The sequence below is a fragment of the uncultured Clostridium sp. genome, assembly GCF_934754925.1.
In the GTDB taxonomy this organism is placed as follows: Bacteria; Bacillota; Clostridia; order Clostridiales; family Clostridiaceae; genus Clostridium.
In genome coordinates, this window is the sequence record NZ_CAKVJA010000012.1 from 20,207 (window position 1) to 38,179 (window position 17,973).

The following is a 17,973-nucleotide window of genomic DNA, read 5'->3' on the forward strand; positions in this document are numbered from 1 at the left end:
TACTTTTTATACATTTTATACAAAAAAAAGTCATCTAAAAGTATATAGATAAATATAAACCTCTTTATATTTGATCTATCTTTTAGATAACTTCTTATATTTACTTACAAGGTAATATTATTGTGACTTTAGTTCCCTCATCTACCTTACTTTCTAAATCTATAGTTCCATTATGTAGTTTAACTATATACTTAACCAAGGTTAATCCAATGCCACTACTGCTAACCTTAGTAGAATTTCCATTTTCCCCTTGCTCAAATCTATTAAATATAAATTTCTGGTCTTCCTCTGATATACCAATTCCAGAATCCTTTACATCAATTTTTATACTATCACCTTTATCTTCTACAGTAATCTCTATCTTTCCACCTTCTGGAGTAAATTTAACTGCATTTCCTATAATATTGACTATGCATCTTTCTATTTCATTTGCATCACAAGATATATACTTTTCTTCTATTTGTGGATCAATAATTAATTGAATACCTTTTTCTTCAATATAATCACTCATAGTTAAAGCCGTTTCTTCCACTAAATAAACTATATCAACATTATCTTCCTTATTGATTTTATAGCTACCTGATTCTATTTTAGAACTATCTATAATATCATTAATGATTTTTAATAAACTATTTGAACTTTTATGTATAATTTCCATGTAATGATTAAGTCTTTTTTTAGAAATATCTTTATCTTTATTCAATGAATTTATTAGTTGTACTGTTGATAAAATAATATTAATAGGGGTTCTTAATTCATGGGATAAATTTACAAAATAATCATTTTTAAATTTTTCGTTTTTTATATTTTTTTCGTATAGTATTTGATTTTCTTTCATCTTATCATTAATTTCTTTTGTTTGTTTCTTTACTAGTGCTCTTAATATCTTTACACTATTTCCAAAATAAATTACTATGATTGCTATTATTAATATATAAGATAAATTTGCTATTGGTGTTTTCCACCAAGGATTTCCTATTTTTATTATTATACTAGTTTCATTAGTTAAATATCCATTATCTTGACTAGCCCTAACTTTAAAAATATACTTTCCTGGTGCTAATGATGTATAATTTGCATAACTAATATTATTAGAATATACCCATTTGTCATTTAGACCTTCAAGATTATATTCATACGTTATATCAGAATACTTTCTATAATCAGGTAAGAAAAAGTTAATAATTATATTATTTTCATTATATTTAAGTTTAATTTCATTTTTCTCATCAAACTCTATTTTCTTGTCGTTAATTCTAATACTTTCAATAATAACTGAATTCTCTTTATTAATTTCCTTATACAATTCATTAGGATTGAAGTAAACAATACCTTCTGTAGTTCCAAATAATAAATATCCACTTTTTGTTTTCCAAGAAGCATTTAAATTAAATTTACTTCCTTGTATTCCATAGTATTTGTTATAATTAATGAACTTATTTTCCTCAATATCAAATTTACATAACCCTTTATTAGTACCAATCCATATATCCTCATTATCATCTATAATAATAGAATTAACATAATCATTTATCATTCCACATTTTTCATCATATATAGTAAACTCTTCAGTTTCAATATTAAGTTTATTTAGCCCGGAGCTCGTCCCAATCCAAAGGTTTCCTTTTTCATCACCTTGTATGCAATTTATAACATCATAACTTATAGAATTTTCTAAAGTATTATTAATATAATTTTTTATTATTCCCTCAGTTTTATGAAATTTAATAAGACCTGTGTACTCACCTCCAGCTAACCAAAGTATATCTTCATCATACTTATCTTGAAATATATCTACTATTTTTATATCTTCAAGTCCATATTCTTTGAAATCACTCTTATAGCTTTTTATTTCATTATTAATATCTACTCTAATAATGCCTTGCTTAGTAGCTATCCAATGATATCCCTTATTATCACATATTATTTTTTGTATTTCTAGATATCCATCAGCATTTAATTCTTCAGAAAACTTATTAATAATTATTTTGTTTTCATTTTTATTAATTATATCTATTCCCTTATCAGTAACTATAGTGATTTCACCTTTTTTTAATTCAGTAATATATTTTACTGTGTTGCTAGAAAGAGTATTTTGATCATAACTATACCTTACTAAATTTTTCTCATCTTCTACTATATTTATCAACCCATGATATTGACTTCCTATCCATAAATCTCCATCACTATCTTCTATTATTGAAGAAAAACTTGTTTCTTTTATCTCATTTTCTTTTAATATTAAATTTACTCTATTATTAATTTGTTGTGTAATATTTAATTTACTTATTCCATTATCTGTTCCTATCCATAATAATCCATTACTATCTTCAAAAATGTAGTGTATACTATCACCGCTTAAAGAGTTAACAAACTGCTTTTCTGCTTTATATAATGTGGTTACATCATCATCTTCATTATACTTTATTACCCCACTAGAGCTTGCAAACCATAAATTATTATTTTCATCGCATAGTATATAACTAATATCGCTATGTATTTCTTCATATTCTTCAATAGTAAAAGCATTTAATGTATCACTTTCATGCTCATATTTATGTATTCCGTTTTTAGTGGCAAACCATATGTCCCCATCATTATCAATTTCCGCATTGTAAATATACTCATATTGTTCTGGATCAGAACTGCTTTTAAACACTATATTTTCTTTTATATCTACTGTATTTACTCCAGATTTTGTTGTAACTAATAGATATTCACCTTTTATCTCCTTAATATCAGTTATATATGGATTTGTTAATTCCGCATAACTATATTGTATAAAAGTCTCGCTCTCATAATCATACCTATTAAGACCTTTTTCAGTTCCTACCCACATCGTACCTTGGCTATCCTTGTAAATAGTAGTAACATTATAATGTGATATACCTTTTTCACTTTTATCGTATTTAATGTTTTTAATCTCTTCTGTTTTACTATTAATAATACTTAATCCACCGCGAGTTCCTACCCATATATTGCCATATTTATCTTCACATACTGTATTTATATAAGTTGATGCCATTCCATCGCTATAATTATATTCAATTAGATAATAACCATCATATTGATTTAGACCATCATCTGTTCCAATCCACATATATCCATTAGAGTCTTGAAAGATTGTAGTTATAAAATTACTAGATAATCCATCTTCTATTGTTAAATTTTCAAAATTAATTTTCTCATTTTTAGGAACTAATTTACTAAAACTGTTTATCTTATCTGCAAATACTAAATTACAATTAAAAACTCCAATTATCAATGTAAAACATGTCCCTATTAAAATACACCTTTTTATGAGCCTATTCATATAGCCCTCTCCCTTATTTCAATATCTAATTCTACACTATTTTACCTTGTTTTACTTTTTATGTCAAACTTATGTTTTTTTATATTTCTATATGTTTTAATGAGTTCTTTATATAGAAAGCCCATGATAATAATAAAATCATGGGCTTTGTGAAAAATTTTTAATAAATAATTTTTCCTCTTCTACTGTTATTTATATAGTTTACTGCTCTCATTTTAAATCTTTCATATTCCTTTAAGTTATAAAAGTGAATTAAATCTGATACTAGAAATAATGCGCTCATTATTAAATATCTCAAATCATTTAAATTATTTTTATTATCTTCTTCAACTTGAATTTCATCACTTTCAAACTTTAATTTTTCATAATTTTTTAAAGCTATATTTAAATTCATTTTTATTTGATCATCTGTAAAAGATTTAAAATCATTTCCAATTAACTTATCTATAAATTCTATAAATTCTTCATTTATATGTGTAAACTTTTCGTATGTACTTATTAAACTCATGCTTTTCCTCTTTCTAACTAATAATTATATATACAATTATATATTAACATTAAAAACTTTCAAAGTTAAAAAGATTCTCTCTAAATTATTTTTTAATTTTAAATCATATTATTTGCCTTCCTTTTCTGAAATCTATAAATGTTAATATTTCATCCATAAACAAAGCTAATATAAACAAAATTGATAAACCTGGCCATATTCCATTTATTGAATCAAAAATTTTATATACAAAATATGGATGAATAACTTTTACATCAATAACACTTAAAATAACCCAAATAATTGAAAATTTTAAACATATAATTCCCTCATAATTAAATTTTTCTTTAGAATAATCCCAGTAATCATTATTAAAAAACTTTCTCATTACAAATCCTGTTATATATTCTACTGTGGTTGGAATTATAAATGATATAATAATTAAAAATTTTATATTGGGCACTATTTTATATAACTCTAGCATCCATGCCATTGCTATTGCATACATAGGTTTAAATGGCCCCTTTAAAAACCCTTCCTTTTGAAAATGTCCATGAATATAGTATGAAAAGATATTTTCTATTATCCACCCAATAAATCCATATACAAAAAAATTATATAAAATTTCCATCTTTCTTCCTCCTTAGTATTTTTAGTTTTTCTATCTCTTATAAATTTTATCCATAAAAAAAGATGCCTAAAAAACCTTAAACATCTTATAAATATCTATTTTTTATTTTTAACTAATTTACTTTCATGTTGTATAATTTCTTTATTCTTTATTTTACTCTTATATTTTATCTTATACGGTAAATTTAATATTTTTTCTATTGTAGAGTTATCTATTTTTTTCACTAAAAAAATTATAATCTCTCCCAGAAATATTGCACTAATAACATCTACTATAAAATGTTGCTTTATAAACAATGTAGATAATATTATTAGTACTCCTGTTATTTGAGTATAATAAAATTTCATTTTTGAATATTTATATTTTGTATACCTCATTATAAAATAAGTTGTTAAAACATGCAGTGATGGAAAACAATTTACAGGCCTATCAAGTAAATATATAATATTTACTAAATGATTTAATATATTACTATTTTGAATTATAGGCCTAGCTATTTGTGTTGGGTATAAATAATATATAACATAACTTATACTCATTCCAATAAAAAATGATATAAAAACTCTAATATATTCCTTCCTTGAATTTACTAAGATGAACATAAAGCCTATCACAATATATACATACCAATATATATATGGAATAATAAATACAGAGTTAAACGGAATTATATCATCAAATTTACTTGTAAGATCTGCCCCCTTTTTAGCTAAAATACTTGCTAAAATATAGTTTACATTAATTATTGGAATTATAATAAACCAAATCAAATCTAATAGTTTTATTTCATTGTTATTATTTAATCTTATTACGTCTCCTTTAATTTCCATATTATCACCCCATCAGTTCTTATTATAAATTTATTTAATCTATAATTTATTCTATGTTATTCTACTCCATAAATAATCAATTAACAAAAAAATAACCAATTTAAAATTGGTTATTTTTATTAATTAATTATTGTATTAATTTAATAACTTAAACATTTCTGCAACTGACTGCTTTATATTATCAGGTAAATTATTTAAAGCTCTTTGTCTCTTACTTTCATCTTTTATTTGTGCTATTCTCATTATTTCTTGTTGCAAACCTGGAGTTCTATTTAATTCGCCTACTAATCTATTAAACTTATTTGCAAAAACTGGATCCTCTTTCATTTTCCTATCAATCTTCATTATAAGTTCATATGGATTCATTTATTTTTTAATCTCCTTGATTTCTTTATAATTTCATAATATTCTTCATTATTATAAATGTTCATTTCATTGTTAAGGTACTTATAATTAATTTTAATAAATTTTATCTAAAGGGTATAAACTAAGGTTGGTTTTACACAATATATTTTATGTACCTTAAATTAATACTGAAAAATATAAATATTTTTATATGAGGAGAATTAAAAATGAAATTTATAAATATACACTCTATTTTTTTAAAAAAAATAATTCTATTTTTACTTATATTTTTATGGGTAAGTAATATATCAGTCTATTCATATATTTTATCTCCTATTAACATAAAAGATAATTGTACTGATTATAGTCTAAAAAAAAATAACGTAAGTGAAGAAAAAAAAATTGTTTATTTAACTTTTGATGATGGTCCTAGCAAAAATACAGAGCTAATACTTAATATATTAAAAGAAAATAATGTACATGCAACTTTTTTTATAATTTCACCATATATAGAACCTCATATTGAATTTATTAAAAGGGCTTATGAAGAAGGAAATGCAATTGGTAATCATACTGCAGACCATGAATTTAAATATGTTTATACCTGTGAAGAATCATTTTTTAAAAGCTTTAACAAGCAACAAGATTTTATAAAAGAGGTTACTGGAAATGAATGCACTATATTTAGATTTCCTGGTGGTTCTCATAATACTATTGTTAAGAATTCTAGAGGAAAGGATTTTACTAAAAATATAACTTATAAACTAAATGAAATAGGAATCAATGTCTATGATTGGAATGTTGATTCCGGTGATGCTAAGGGAAATAATATTCCAGCATCTACTTTAATTCAAAATGTATCTAGAGAAATTAAAGATAAAAATGGTAATTATAAAAATCCCGCAATAATATTAATGCACGATTGTATGACTAAAAATACTACTGTAGAAGCTTTACCTGAAATAATTAAATTATTAAAAGATTCTGGATATGATTTTGACATATTAAAATAACTAAATTGCAAAAGCAATTTAGTTATTTTTTATTAATAGTTTATACCTGCCGCAACTACATTTTCTTTATCACGTGATGAACAAGGAGTAACTCCATAAGTCATACCACAATACGGACATTTATCCACTAAAGTTTTCATTGTAAAACTTTTATCACAACTACATTCAATTTCATGTTGTATTGATATAGGAAAATCAGCTTTTCCTTTACTTCTTACTAAATCAACAACTACTTTTCCATCTTTCTTATTCATGCTTGCGCATCCACAACTCATATTATTGCCTCCTAATTTTTTGTCATACTCTTATTATTATACTTAAATAAAAGAACTATTTCAGTAACAAAAGTTACAAGAACGTTAAATATAATTTTTTATATATTTAATAGATTATATTTTAACTTTTTATCTTAAAATAACTTTACATAAACAAAATTTACAAATTAGAACACATCAAGTTTATATTGGAATATATTATAGTATATTACAATTACACTTAGGAGGATAAAATTATGAGCTGTAGATTAGGAAATTGTGTTTTTAAAACTAGTTATAATGAACAAATCGATGCCACTGTAAAATTACCAAGAGAAACTAGAAGTTGCATATTTGGTACAGTTGTTGATTCTGCTGGTTTACCTGTTGCCGATGCAGTTGTTAAATTGCTTCAAATAGTTGACAAATGTGAATATCCAGTTCCATTAACTCACACATTTACAGATGATAATGGACAATTTTTACTAGGGCCTCTATGTCCAAACACAACTTATATGTTAAAGATATTTAGCGACAATACTCAAATAGTTCATAAATGTCTAAAAGTAAGTTGTTATAAAGGTTCTTGTATAAACGCTAATACTGTATCAAACGACTCTAATAATCAAGGATGTGGATGTTAGTTTTACCCCTTAATGATTTTCTGTACAAAAGATAAGCTAAAAGGAGCTATTTAAAGCTCCTTTTAACTTTTATATTTAACTTATATCTCATCATACGATACAACTCTATTTCTACCTAATGCTTTTGCCATATATAATGCTTCATCAGCAAATTTTATACTCTTATAAAAATTTATATCTTTAATACAATAATTATAAACTCCTAAGCTTGCCGTAACCCCTATTGTTTGAGAATTAAATATAAATTTATAATTTTCAACATCTTTTCTTAATTTTTCTGCAATTTTTTTAGTTTCCTCATAGCCATACTCATAAATAACTATTAAAAACTCTTCCCCTCCAAATCTCCCAACATATCCACTCTGAGAAATAATTTTTTTCATAATAATACCTATACTTTTTAAAATATAATCGCCAGCAGCATGTCCGTAATTATCATTAATTAATTTAAAGTTATCAATATCCATAAGTATTATAGAACAATTATTATTGTTTTTTAATATACAATCACCTTTATTTAATATTTCTTCTCTATTTAAAAGTCCTGTTAACCCATCATGGGTAGCTGAATATTCTATCTTATTAAATAACTTTGCATTATCTAATGCAATTGCCATATATGAAGTTAAAATTTCTAACTTTTTTATATCGTTATTATTATAAGCATTCTTATTATAACTTTGTACACTCAATATTCCTATAACATTATTTTCTAATATTATTGGACAAAATACTAAGGATTTTACTTTTTTAGACTGACACTTTCCTAATTCATTTCTTATATTTGAAATATATTTATTATACTCACTTTCAATATCATTAACTAGAAGGTTTTTTTTATTTTTATAACACCATCCTCCAAATGTTTCTTCATCTAATCCTACACTTCCATATTCTTTTAAAACTCCATCTATTATAAATAAATCGTAATATAAAGAATTATTCTTATACAAAGCAATTCCAAAAACATCTGCTTCCATAAGTTTACGTACTTCTTCATATATAATATTTAAATTTTTTTCTATTTTTAAATTAGAAGTAAGTTTTTTCCCTATTTCAGATATTAAATCCATATCTTGATACATCTCTTTATATATTTGTGCCTCTCTAGTTATTTCTTTACTGTGTATTTTAGCAAACCAACAACTACTCTTATTATTAAAAATGTTTTTTTCAAGCTCTAAATGCATCTTTAAATATTTATATGCTAAATCCATTTTATTATTTTTAGCATATAGTTCACTCAATTCATAATATATATCACTTTCATCTAAAGGAGATGATATCTTTTTTATTTCATTACATGCTTCTATAAGCTTATTTATACTTTGCTCATTGTCTCCAATGAAATAATAATAATGAGAAAAGCGCCTTAATGTTTTAACTATCAATACAGTATTATTAAAACTTCTAGCGTTTTCAATTGCTAATATAAAATCATTTTCTGCCTCTTCTAACTTTCCCATTTTAAAATTTGCCATAGCTCTAATTGATAATACTTCACATTCATATATCCAACATCTAATTTCTTTAATTAATTCATATGCCTTTTCACAACATTCATAAGAATATTGAAAGTTTCCACTATTAACCTCTACTTCGGCTAGTGTTATATAATATGATATATTTTCACTTTTAGATATTCTTTTATGAAACTTTTTTATTTTATTTAATAACTGTTTAGCTTTTTTATAATTTTTACATTCTGTATATGCAATAGAAGTATTAATCAAAAGCTGTACTAATGAATCTTCCATACTTTCTTTCTCTGCTAAATCAATTCCACGTAATCCACTTTCTATAGCTAAATCTAAACTTCCTAGTTTTGAATAATCTACTAAAAGTGCGTTATAAGTTGCTATTTGTCCCTTTACATCGTTATTCTTTATAAATATTTCATTTGCTTCCAATCTATTTTTACAAGCTTTATCATATTTACATTCAATATGATAAACCCATCCCTTATATAATAAACACCATGCATAAGCTATTTTATAATCGTTAGCCCTTGCTATAGTTTCCACTTCTTTCAATATTTTTTTCGGTTTTGTAGGATTTTCTCTTATATTATTTAAAAAAATAGATTTAAAGTATTCTATATGATTTTCATTCTTCTTAAACTGCTCCAAATTATATTCTAGTTTTTCATTTCCAATCAAAATACTTTCCTCCATCTATTTATTCATATTTTTGTATGTTTTACTTTGTATTAACTATTTTACTACATTTTTCATTTTTTTTAAATCTATTTAATTATATTAATATTATTTTTATACTTATAAAGGATTAATTTGAATTTTTTATTATGATTAAATTTTTAATCTATAATTTACTTACACTTAAATTTATGAATTTTTTTACTTTTTATATACTTATAATAAAAAGAGATTAATGTTACAAATAGTTTTATTTGTAACATTAACCTCCTTTTATTAAGATTTATAAATTATTATCTGAAGCTATTTTATCTACTATAGCTTTTCTTTCTTCCCCTATAGCAGCAATTAACTTTGTAGGCATAAATCCATTTTTATAAATTCTATCATCATTTGCTTTTATCATAGCTACAACTGTAGCTTCTAACTTTTCATATGATAGTAAATCCTCTAAATATAAATCAATTACATCTTTTAATTTTGTTGCTAATTCTCTTGGATTTCTATATACAGCTCTCATATGTTGCTCCTTTATCGTACATATCTTTAATATTTTTTCTTATTCTACCCTATGTATTATATATTAACTCAATAATATTTACTAGATATTTTATAGTTCTATTCCTATTCTAGATGGTATTCCTTCTTCAAAGGGATGCTTTATACACTTCATTTCTGTTACATAATTTGCAAGTTCTATAAGTTCATCCTTAGGATTCCTTCCTGTCATAACAACTTCTAACGTTTTAGGTTTATTTTTTAAAAAATCTATCACTTCACTTAATTCAATAAATCCATTATTTATAGTTGCTATTATTTCATCTAATATTAATAAGTCATATTCTTTTGTTCTTATAGTTTTTATTATTTCATTAAATCTTTCTGTATGTTCTTCTTTTGCTTGACTTTTTTCTTCATCATTCATATTCCACACAAATTTATTTACAGGTTTTCCTGGTAAAAAAGTTATATACTCTTTTAATTTATCTAAAGATACTAATTCTCCACTTTTTCCACTTTTTAAAAACTGAGTTATAAAAACTTTTTTTTCTCTACCAGCTGCTCTAATTGCCAATCCCATAGCTGCAGTAGTTTTTCCCTTTCCATCTCCACAATATATATGTATCAGTCCCTTTTCCATAATACTCACTCCCAGTATATTATCTATAATTTATTTTTAACTACAATACTTTTTATATAACAGTGTTGTCAACGCTATACCTTTATTCATTATAATAAAATATTTATATTATAAATAAAAGCTAAAATTTTAATATTATCTAAATAATATTTTTCCTCTTTCCTTAACTTTTAATTAAACTATCTTACTAATATTAATATTAATATTAATGCAGCAACTATTTGTAATGATCCTACTCCTAGCGCATATAAAGATACAGCTTTTCCTTGTTTAAGTAGTTCTCTTACATTAACCCTTAATCCAATTGCTGCTAATGCAATAATTTCAAGATTATTACTTATACTTTTACATATATGTGATACATTTACCGGTATAACCTTTAATGAAAATAGAGCACAAGTTACAAAGAATCCTATAACATACCAAGGAATTCTTACTTTTTTCTTTTCTATTTCTTGAATTTCTTCTTCTACTATTTCCTCTTTGCTCTTATTTTTTAAATGTCCAAATACAAAAACTACAACAACTAACAATACAACTCTTAATATTTTAAAAATCATAGCCATGTCTTTTACAGATTCCCCAACCATAGCACCACTTGCAGCTACTTGCCCTACTGATTGTAATGTTCCACCTATTAAAGCTCCTGTTTGCATTGTATCAGCTTTAAATAATGTATTTGCTATTACTGGTAAAATAAACATTAAAACAATCCCTGTAATATTTACTATAGTAATTGCAATTCCTTTTTCCTTATCATCCGCATCAATTACTGGTGCCGTAGCTGCTATAGCAGATGACCCACATACAGCATTTCCACTAGCCATTAAGAATCTAAAGTTTTGACTAAAGCCTAACTTCTTACCTATATATAGTGTCCCAACTATAGTTATTGCCATTTGTAGAACTATAAATACAAATCCGCCTACACCAAGTTCTAATAATGTACTTACACTTAATGTTGCCCCTAATAAAACGATTGAATAAGATAATATGTCCGTTTCTGAAAATTTGTAACCTTTTTGAAAAATATCTTGATTTAAAAATAAATTTCCTACAAACATTCCTAAAAATATTGATATCGTTCCTGCCCCTAGCTTTGGTACAAATTTAGCAATAAACATCCCTACAACTGCTACTGCTACTGCTACTAAAAGTCCAGGTAATATTCCTTTCATATAATTTATAAATTTATTATTTTTCATATATGTTAATTCCTCCTTATCGCTTTTTACATAGCTTAGTATATCTATTTACTTATCATTAGTAAAATAAATATTAAATATAATAACCATTACTTTTTTAAATAATTAGTGTATAATATAATTATTACAGTTAGTTTATCCATTAATACTAGGAGGTTATTACATTGATTGAAGAATTTAAAACGTTTATTGCCGTTGTTGATTTTAAAAACTTTACTAAAGCAGCCGAATATTTAAATCTTTCACAACCAAGTGTGAGTACTCATATAAAAAACTTAGAAATAATCTTTGGTGTTACACTAATTAATAGATCTGTTAAACAAAAAACTATATCTATCACTGAAAGTGGTTATACTTTATATAAAAGGGCTAAAGAAATTATAAATCTTTTAGATGTTACTTTTCTTGATGTAAAGACACTTTCTAACACAGTTAAAGGAAGTATAAAAATAGGAGCTAGTTTAACTATAGGAGAATACATATTACCAAAATTTTTATCTCATTTTTCAAGTAAATATCCTGATGTTGATATAGAAGTAATTATAGAAAATACTTCTCTTATATCTACAGAACTAAAAAAAATGAAATTAGATATAGGTCTTATAGAAGGCTTAGCATCATCTACTCTATTTAAGCAAGAATATTTTTTAGAAGATGAAATGGTGCTTGTTGTTCCTTACAGTAGTGATTTAAAAGATAAAGAGCTTACTTTAGATGATCTTCAAAATAGAAGATGGATTGCTCGCGAAGAAGGTTCAGGCACTAGGGAGTATCTCGATTTATTCTTTACACAAAATAAAATCATCCCAAAAAGTATTATGGTATTAGGTAGCAATTTAGCTGTTAAAGAGGCTGTTAGAAATAACTTAGGATTAACTATTACATCTAAACATGTAATTTTAGAAGCTGAAGCTAGAAATGAATTAACTTCTATAAAGCTTACTAATGATTTTACTAGATCATTTTCATACATATATCCAAAAGAATTAACACTATCAAAAGCAGCCAATATCTTCTTAGAAGAACTTAAAGCATACACCCAATCCAATAACTACATTCATAAATAAAATATTCTTAATTAAAAAGATAACTATAATATCAAAATAATTTGTAGCACAAACCATTAACTATAAAAAGGGGCATGTTATAAGCAAATACATTAAAAAAGAAAAAATGAAATATTAATTTGGAGGGAATATTGAAATTGAACCGTAGAATTTCACCGTTCCCAGAAAATAAATATTTCATTTTTTCCATCCATCTAGTTCGCAATTTAGTTATAATACGTCTGAAAATAGTCTTGATAGTGATTCTTTAATTTTAACTTTTCTACTTCTATTTTTGTATTTTTCTAATGTTAGTTCTTCACATTTTAATATATCTTTTTCAAATTCGGCTTTTTGTTGTTTTGATATGGTTTCTGAATAAATGAATGCATTAACTTCAAAATTTAATTCATAACTTCTAGTATCCATATTTGCTGTTCCAATTGAACAGACTTCATTATCAATAACTACAGTCTTAGCATGAAGAAAAGCACTTTTATCATAGTGATATATTTTAATACCATACTCTAATAATTCTCCAGCATAAGCTAGATTTGCCCAATATACAAAAAGGTGATCACCTTTTCCGGGTATCATTATTCTTACATCAACTCCTGATGCTGAGGCTAATTTTAAACTATCTGATATGGTTTTATCAATAATTAAATAAGGTGATTGAATATATAAATACTTTTTAGCTTTTTGAATCATTTTTAAATATGCTAACTTAATTTCATATTTATCGCTTAGATTTGGTCCACTTGATACTATTTGCATTCCTGTATTAGGTTCACCAATATTTTCATCACTCATTTCTAATACCTTACTTAAATCTACCTCTTCTTTAGTTGCATATCTCCAATCCGCTAAAAATCTTAAATTTAAATCTTTCACTGCACTACCTTTAAATTTAATATGAGTATCTCTCCAATATCCAAACTTTTCATTTTTTCCTAAGTACTCATCTCCAACATTGAATCCTCCAACAAAGCCAACCTTGTTATCTATAACAACTATTTTTCTATGATTTCTAAAATTCATATTAATGTTAATAAACTTTAGCCAAGAGGGAAAGAATTCTCCTGTCTTTCCGCCAACTTCTCTTAATTTTTTTAATACATTTCTATTTAATAATCTGCTTCCAACAGAATCATATAATAATCTAACTTCAACTCCATTTTTAGCCTTTTCTTCTAATATATCTAATATTTTTGTTCCTATATCATCATTTTTAAATATATAAAACTCTATGTTTATACTTTTTTTAGCCTTGCTAAGACTTTTAATTAACGCATTAAAAAACTCTTTTCCATCTGAATACATACAAACTTCATTATCATCTCTATATGGTGAATAATCCATAGTCTCTAATGCCATTATCATATCTATACTTTTAAAATTATTATTTTCTATTTGTATTTGAGCTCTTTCTTTTACTTGCCTATTATATTTTTCTAATACTTTTATTTCTGCATTTTTAATTCCAAACATATTTGACTTGTTCATTTTTCTCCCAACAAGTAAAAATACTATAAACCCTATAAAAGGTGCTATGTATAAAATCAAAGTCCAAGCTATAATATTATTAGGTGAACGTCTCTCTTTAAAAATCATATAAGCTATTGTTAATAAATTTATAATATGAATTAAAACAGTTAAAAATTTAAACATTATACTCATCTCCTTTACAAGTTATTTTTTACTAAATATTTTTTATTTATAATTTTAAATTTATTATAGTATATATTAGTTTAAACTATTTTATCAAATTTATATTTTCCATAATAACAAAAATAAAACCTCTATTATCCAATACACTTAAATTTAATAAGTATATTTTCTAATTAGAGGTTTTATTTTCTAGTTAGAGGTTTTATTTTTTTATTATTTTATTGCCCCTTTAGTTACTCCATTTATAATCCATTTTTGGGCAAATAAATAAAATACTTCATAATTCCTATTTTTGCATGCATTGGTTTTAATAATGGGAATATAATTTTCAAAAATACAGTCCATTGTTTTGCTCCATCAACATAAGCTGCTTCTTCTAATTCAAGTGGAATATTCTTTAAATACCCAACATAAAGCAATGTATTCATAGATATACCAAATACCATATAAAGAATTATCATTCCTATTTTATTATCTAAGTTAAAGAAACTTACTTGTTTAACAAGAGGTAACATTAACATTGAAAAAGGTACAAACATTGCACTTACAAAATAGAAATATATACACTTATAAAATTTCTTATGCATATTTCTTGCAATAGCATATGCAACTAATGAGTTTGTAACTATAGTTACTATTACAGCCCCTGCTGTTATAATTAAACTGTTCATTATTGTATGAAAGAAGTTAGTCATTTCAATCGCTTGCGAAAAATTACTAAAACTCCATGTCTTAGGCAATGCTAAAACATTTAAAAAAATTAAAGGCGTTAGTCCTAAGCAATATAGAAGTACAAAAAAAGAAACAACAGAAAAATATCTTTTATCTGAATAATAAAAATTTAAAGGGATTTCAAATTTGACATCCCTTTATGTTATACTTATTTGAATTAATCAACTTTTCTTAAAGTCCAAATCTTAGCTTGATAGTCTCCAATAAGTTCTCCAATTTCAAGACCTATATACATAAGTTCATCTCCACCAAATACTTCTTCAGTTTCAATTACTTCATATAATGAATTCTCATCTAAAGCTTTTAACTTCAATCTCTTTGGTAATACATTTGCTTCTGCATATTTCTTAACATAACTTACTACAAGATTGTTACTGTCCTTAGATATATTCATCCAAGCTGCTTCATTACTATCAAATGAAGTTTTCAATCTATATAAATCCCCGAATTGAATAATTCTTCTAATATTTTTATAAAACTCAACTTGCTTTTTAACTTCTTCTTTTTCTTCTGCATTCATTTTAGTTATATCTAATTCATAACCAAAACTTCCAGCCATTGCTACTACACCCCTTGTATGAAGCGGTGTTATTCTATGAACTTGGTGATTAGGAACTGCAGAAACATGACTTCCCATTGTACTAGCTGGATATACTAATGAAGTTCCTTCTTGAATTTTCAATCTTTCTATGGCATCAGTATCATCACTTGTCCAAGTTTGTGGCATATAATACAACATTCCGCCATCAAATCTTCCACCTCCGCCTGAGCAACTTTCAAATAAAATATTTGGAAAATTAGTAGTTATATTTTCTAATATTTTATATAAACCTAACATATATCTATGGGCAACTTCTTTTTGTTTTTTAGCTGGCCACGCTGGTGAACCTATTTCTGTCATATTTCTATTCATATCCCATTTAACATATGATATAGGTGCTGACTTTAATACATTAGTAAGCATTTCAATTACAGCATTACAAACTTCATCTCTAGATAAATCTAATATAAGTTGCTTTCTTGCTTCAGATCTCACTCTTCCATCAATATGAATACACCAATCTGGATGTTCCTCATATAACTTACTCTTTGGAGAAATCATTTCTGGTTCAAACCATAATCCAAACTGCATTCCCATTTTATTTATATCTGTGACTAATGAATTTAAACCACCCTTAAGTTTTTCTTCATTTACGAACCAATCTCCAAGTGAACAATCGTCATTATTTCTTTCACCAAACCAACCATCATCTAAAACAAATAACTCTATTCCAAGATTACTAGATTCTTTAGCAATACTCTTAATTTTTTCATTATTAAAATCAAAATATGTTGCTTCCCAGTTATTTATAAGTATTGGTCTTTCTTTATCCCTATAGGTTCCCCTACATAATCTTTCTCTATATAAATCATGATAAATATGAGACATTCCAGTTAATCCATTAGGTGAATATACCATAACAGCTTCAGGTGTTTGGAACTCTTGCCCCGACTCTAAATTCCAAGTAAAATCAAATGGATTTATTCCAATTTGCGCCCTTGCATTACTATGCATATCAACTTCAACATTTGCTAAAAAATTCCCACTATATATTAAATTAAATCCATAAACCTCACCTTTGTCTTCTGTTGCATCTTGACTTACTAATGCTATAAATGGATTCTGAGCATGACTACTTGCACCTCTTCTACTTTCTATAGCTTGTACTCCATTTCTTAATGGTGTTCTAATTATATGTCTTTCTCTAGCCCAAGAACCAGATAATTGAATTAAGTCAAACTCACTATGTCTAAAATCAACATTTGTACTTAAAGCTCTTAATACGTCTACTTCTTTATCACTATCATTTATGATTTTACAACTTCTTGTTATAGCATCATAATTTTCAAATACAGTATACGATAATATTACTCTTAACCCTGCTAATTTATCCTTTAAAGTTATTTCTAAAGTTTCTGCCTCTTCTTTATTTTCAATATAAGTTGCGGGTAATCCTTTAAGTCCTTTCTTTCCATTATATATTTCATGACTATGATACCTAAAGTCTGTTACCGTTGTTCCATTTTCTAATTTTATTTGAATTGCCGGTGAACGTAAATCTGTATTTCCATAGCTTGGATACTCCTGTGGTATTACTTCTAAATGAAGTGAATCTATGTTATCTAAATCAGCTAAGAAACTTCCACAAGGTCTTTTCTTAACTACATAATCTATCTTATTGGAATTAATCTTTTTCCCCCAATATAAATTAATCAAATGACCAGTCTCTAAAATTCTCATTACATAACTTGTTTTCTTTGACTTAATATGAAATAATCCATTTTCTTTATTAAATAAAATTCCCATATTATCCTCCCAATATATATTTTCCTATTTAAATAACGTTTTCACAATGTAATATTATTATAACGTTATATTTATATAATAACTATGACTATTTGTTATTAATACATGTCTAAATGTTATATAATGAAAAAAGATAACACACAAATTATCTCATAAGT

General features: G+C 25.3%; 16 protein-coding genes. 3 read left to right on the forward strand and 13 right to left on the reverse strand.

From position 1 onward, the window contains the following. Positions 1 to 100 precede the first annotated feature (100 nt). The 5 genes from Q0G30_RS05980 to Q0G30_RS06000 form a co-directional block, all read right to left on the reverse strand. The gene (locus tag Q0G30_RS05980) at positions 101 to 3,313 is read right to left on the reverse strand and encodes a sensor histidine kinase (RefSeq protein WP_294387808.1); all 3,213 of its coding nucleotides are present in this window, start codon (positions 3,311 to 3,313) and stop codon (positions 101 to 103) included. Positions 3,314 to 3,473: 160 nt separating this feature from the next. After that, positions 3,474 to 3,821: a hypothetical protein gene (locus tag Q0G30_RS05985; RefSeq protein ID WP_294387810.1), complete on the reverse strand. Its 348-nt coding sequence runs from the start codon at positions 3,819 to 3,821 to the stop codon at positions 3,474 to 3,476. A gap of 103 nt (positions 3,822 to 3,924) precedes the next feature. Next, complete coding sequence (locus tag Q0G30_RS05990; protein WP_294387812.1) at positions 3,925 to 4,431, reverse strand: putative ABC transporter permease; 507 nt, start codon at positions 4,429 to 4,431, stop codon at positions 3,925 to 3,927. Between the two features lie 95 nt (positions 4,432 to 4,526). After that, entirely contained in the window at positions 4,527 to 5,261 is a 735-nt protein-coding gene (locus Q0G30_RS05995) for a phosphatase PAP2 family protein (protein WP_294387814.1), read from the reverse strand. A 135-nt stretch (positions 5,262 to 5,396) separates the two neighbouring features. Beyond that, positions 5,397 to 5,627, reverse strand: coding sequence for a hypothetical protein (locus Q0G30_RS06000; protein WP_294133216.1), 231 nt, complete (start codon positions 5,625 to 5,627; stop codon positions 5,397 to 5,399). Positions 5,628 to 5,833: 206 nt separating this feature from the next. Between Q0G30_RS06000 and Q0G30_RS06005 the strand changes: the two genes are divergently transcribed. Then, complete coding sequence (locus Q0G30_RS06005) at positions 5,834 to 6,619, forward strand: polysaccharide deacetylase family protein (RefSeq protein ID WP_294387816.1); 786 nt, start codon at positions 5,834 to 5,836, stop codon at positions 6,617 to 6,619. A 32-nt stretch (positions 6,620 to 6,651) separates the two neighbouring features. Here the strand turns inward: Q0G30_RS06005 and Q0G30_RS06010 are convergent, their stop codons facing one another. Further along, entirely contained in the window at positions 6,652 to 6,894 is a 243-nt protein-coding gene (locus tag Q0G30_RS06010) for a hypothetical protein (RefSeq protein ID WP_294387819.1), read from the reverse strand. A gap of 236 nt (positions 6,895 to 7,130) precedes the next feature. Between Q0G30_RS06010 and Q0G30_RS06015 the strand changes: the two genes are divergently transcribed. Beyond that, positions 7,131 to 7,517 (forward strand): carboxypeptidase-like regulatory domain-containing protein, encoded by a 387-nt coding sequence (locus Q0G30_RS06015; RefSeq protein WP_294387822.1) that lies wholly within the window; start codon positions 7,131 to 7,133, stop codon positions 7,515 to 7,517. Between the two features lie 80 nt (positions 7,518 to 7,597). On the opposite strand, the gene Q0G30_RS06020 is transcribed toward Q0G30_RS06015, so the two are convergent. The 4 genes from Q0G30_RS06020 to Q0G30_RS06035 form a co-directional block, all read right to left on the reverse strand. Continuing rightward, on the reverse strand, positions 7,598 to 9,676 hold the full coding sequence (locus Q0G30_RS06020; protein ID WP_294387825.1) for a sensor domain-containing diguanylate cyclase: 2,079 nt from the start codon (positions 9,674 to 9,676) through the stop codon (positions 7,598 to 7,600). A gap of 280 nt (positions 9,677 to 9,956) precedes the next feature. Next, positions 9,957 to 10,193: a TIGR04540 family protein gene (locus tag Q0G30_RS06025; protein WP_294387827.1), complete on the reverse strand. Its 237-nt coding sequence runs from the start codon at positions 10,191 to 10,193 to the stop codon at positions 9,957 to 9,959. A gap of 90 nt (positions 10,194 to 10,283) precedes the next feature. Continuing rightward, entirely contained in the window at positions 10,284 to 10,814 is a 531-nt protein-coding gene (locus Q0G30_RS06030) for a cob(I)yrinic acid a,c-diamide adenosyltransferase (RefSeq protein ID WP_294387829.1), read from the reverse strand. Between the two features lie 179 nt (positions 10,815 to 10,993). Then, positions 10,994 to 12,019: a putative sulfate exporter family transporter gene (locus Q0G30_RS06035; RefSeq protein WP_294387831.1), complete on the reverse strand. Its 1,026-nt coding sequence runs from the start codon at positions 12,017 to 12,019 to the stop codon at positions 10,994 to 10,996. A 164-nt stretch (positions 12,020 to 12,183) separates the two neighbouring features. On the opposite strand from Q0G30_RS06035, the gene Q0G30_RS06040 reads away from it, so the two are divergent. Further along, positions 12,184 to 13,086 (forward strand): LysR family transcriptional regulator, encoded by a 903-nt coding sequence (locus tag Q0G30_RS06040; protein ID WP_294387834.1) that lies wholly within the window; start codon positions 12,184 to 12,186, stop codon positions 13,084 to 13,086. A gap of 210 nt (positions 13,087 to 13,296) precedes the next feature. On the opposite strand, the gene cls is transcribed toward Q0G30_RS06040, so the two are convergent. The 3 genes from cls to Q0G30_RS06055 all read right to left on the reverse strand — a co-directional run bounded on the left by cls (position 13,297) and on the right by Q0G30_RS06055 (position 17,815). Further along, the gene (cls, locus tag Q0G30_RS06045; protein WP_294387836.1) at positions 13,297 to 14,736 is read right to left on the reverse strand and encodes a cardiolipin synthase; all 1,440 of its coding nucleotides are present in this window, start codon (positions 14,734 to 14,736) and stop codon (positions 13,297 to 13,299) included. Between the two features lie 242 nt (positions 14,737 to 14,978). Beyond that, entirely contained in the window at positions 14,979 to 15,431 is a 453-nt protein-coding gene (locus tag Q0G30_RS06050; RefSeq protein WP_294387841.1) for an ABC transporter permease subunit, read from the reverse strand. Between the two features lie 194 nt (positions 15,432 to 15,625). After that, positions 15,626 to 17,815: an alpha-galactosidase gene (locus tag Q0G30_RS06055; RefSeq protein ID WP_294387844.1), complete on the reverse strand. Its 2,190-nt coding sequence runs from the start codon at positions 17,813 to 17,815 to the stop codon at positions 15,626 to 15,628. Positions 17,816 to 17,973: the final 158 nt, after the last annotated feature.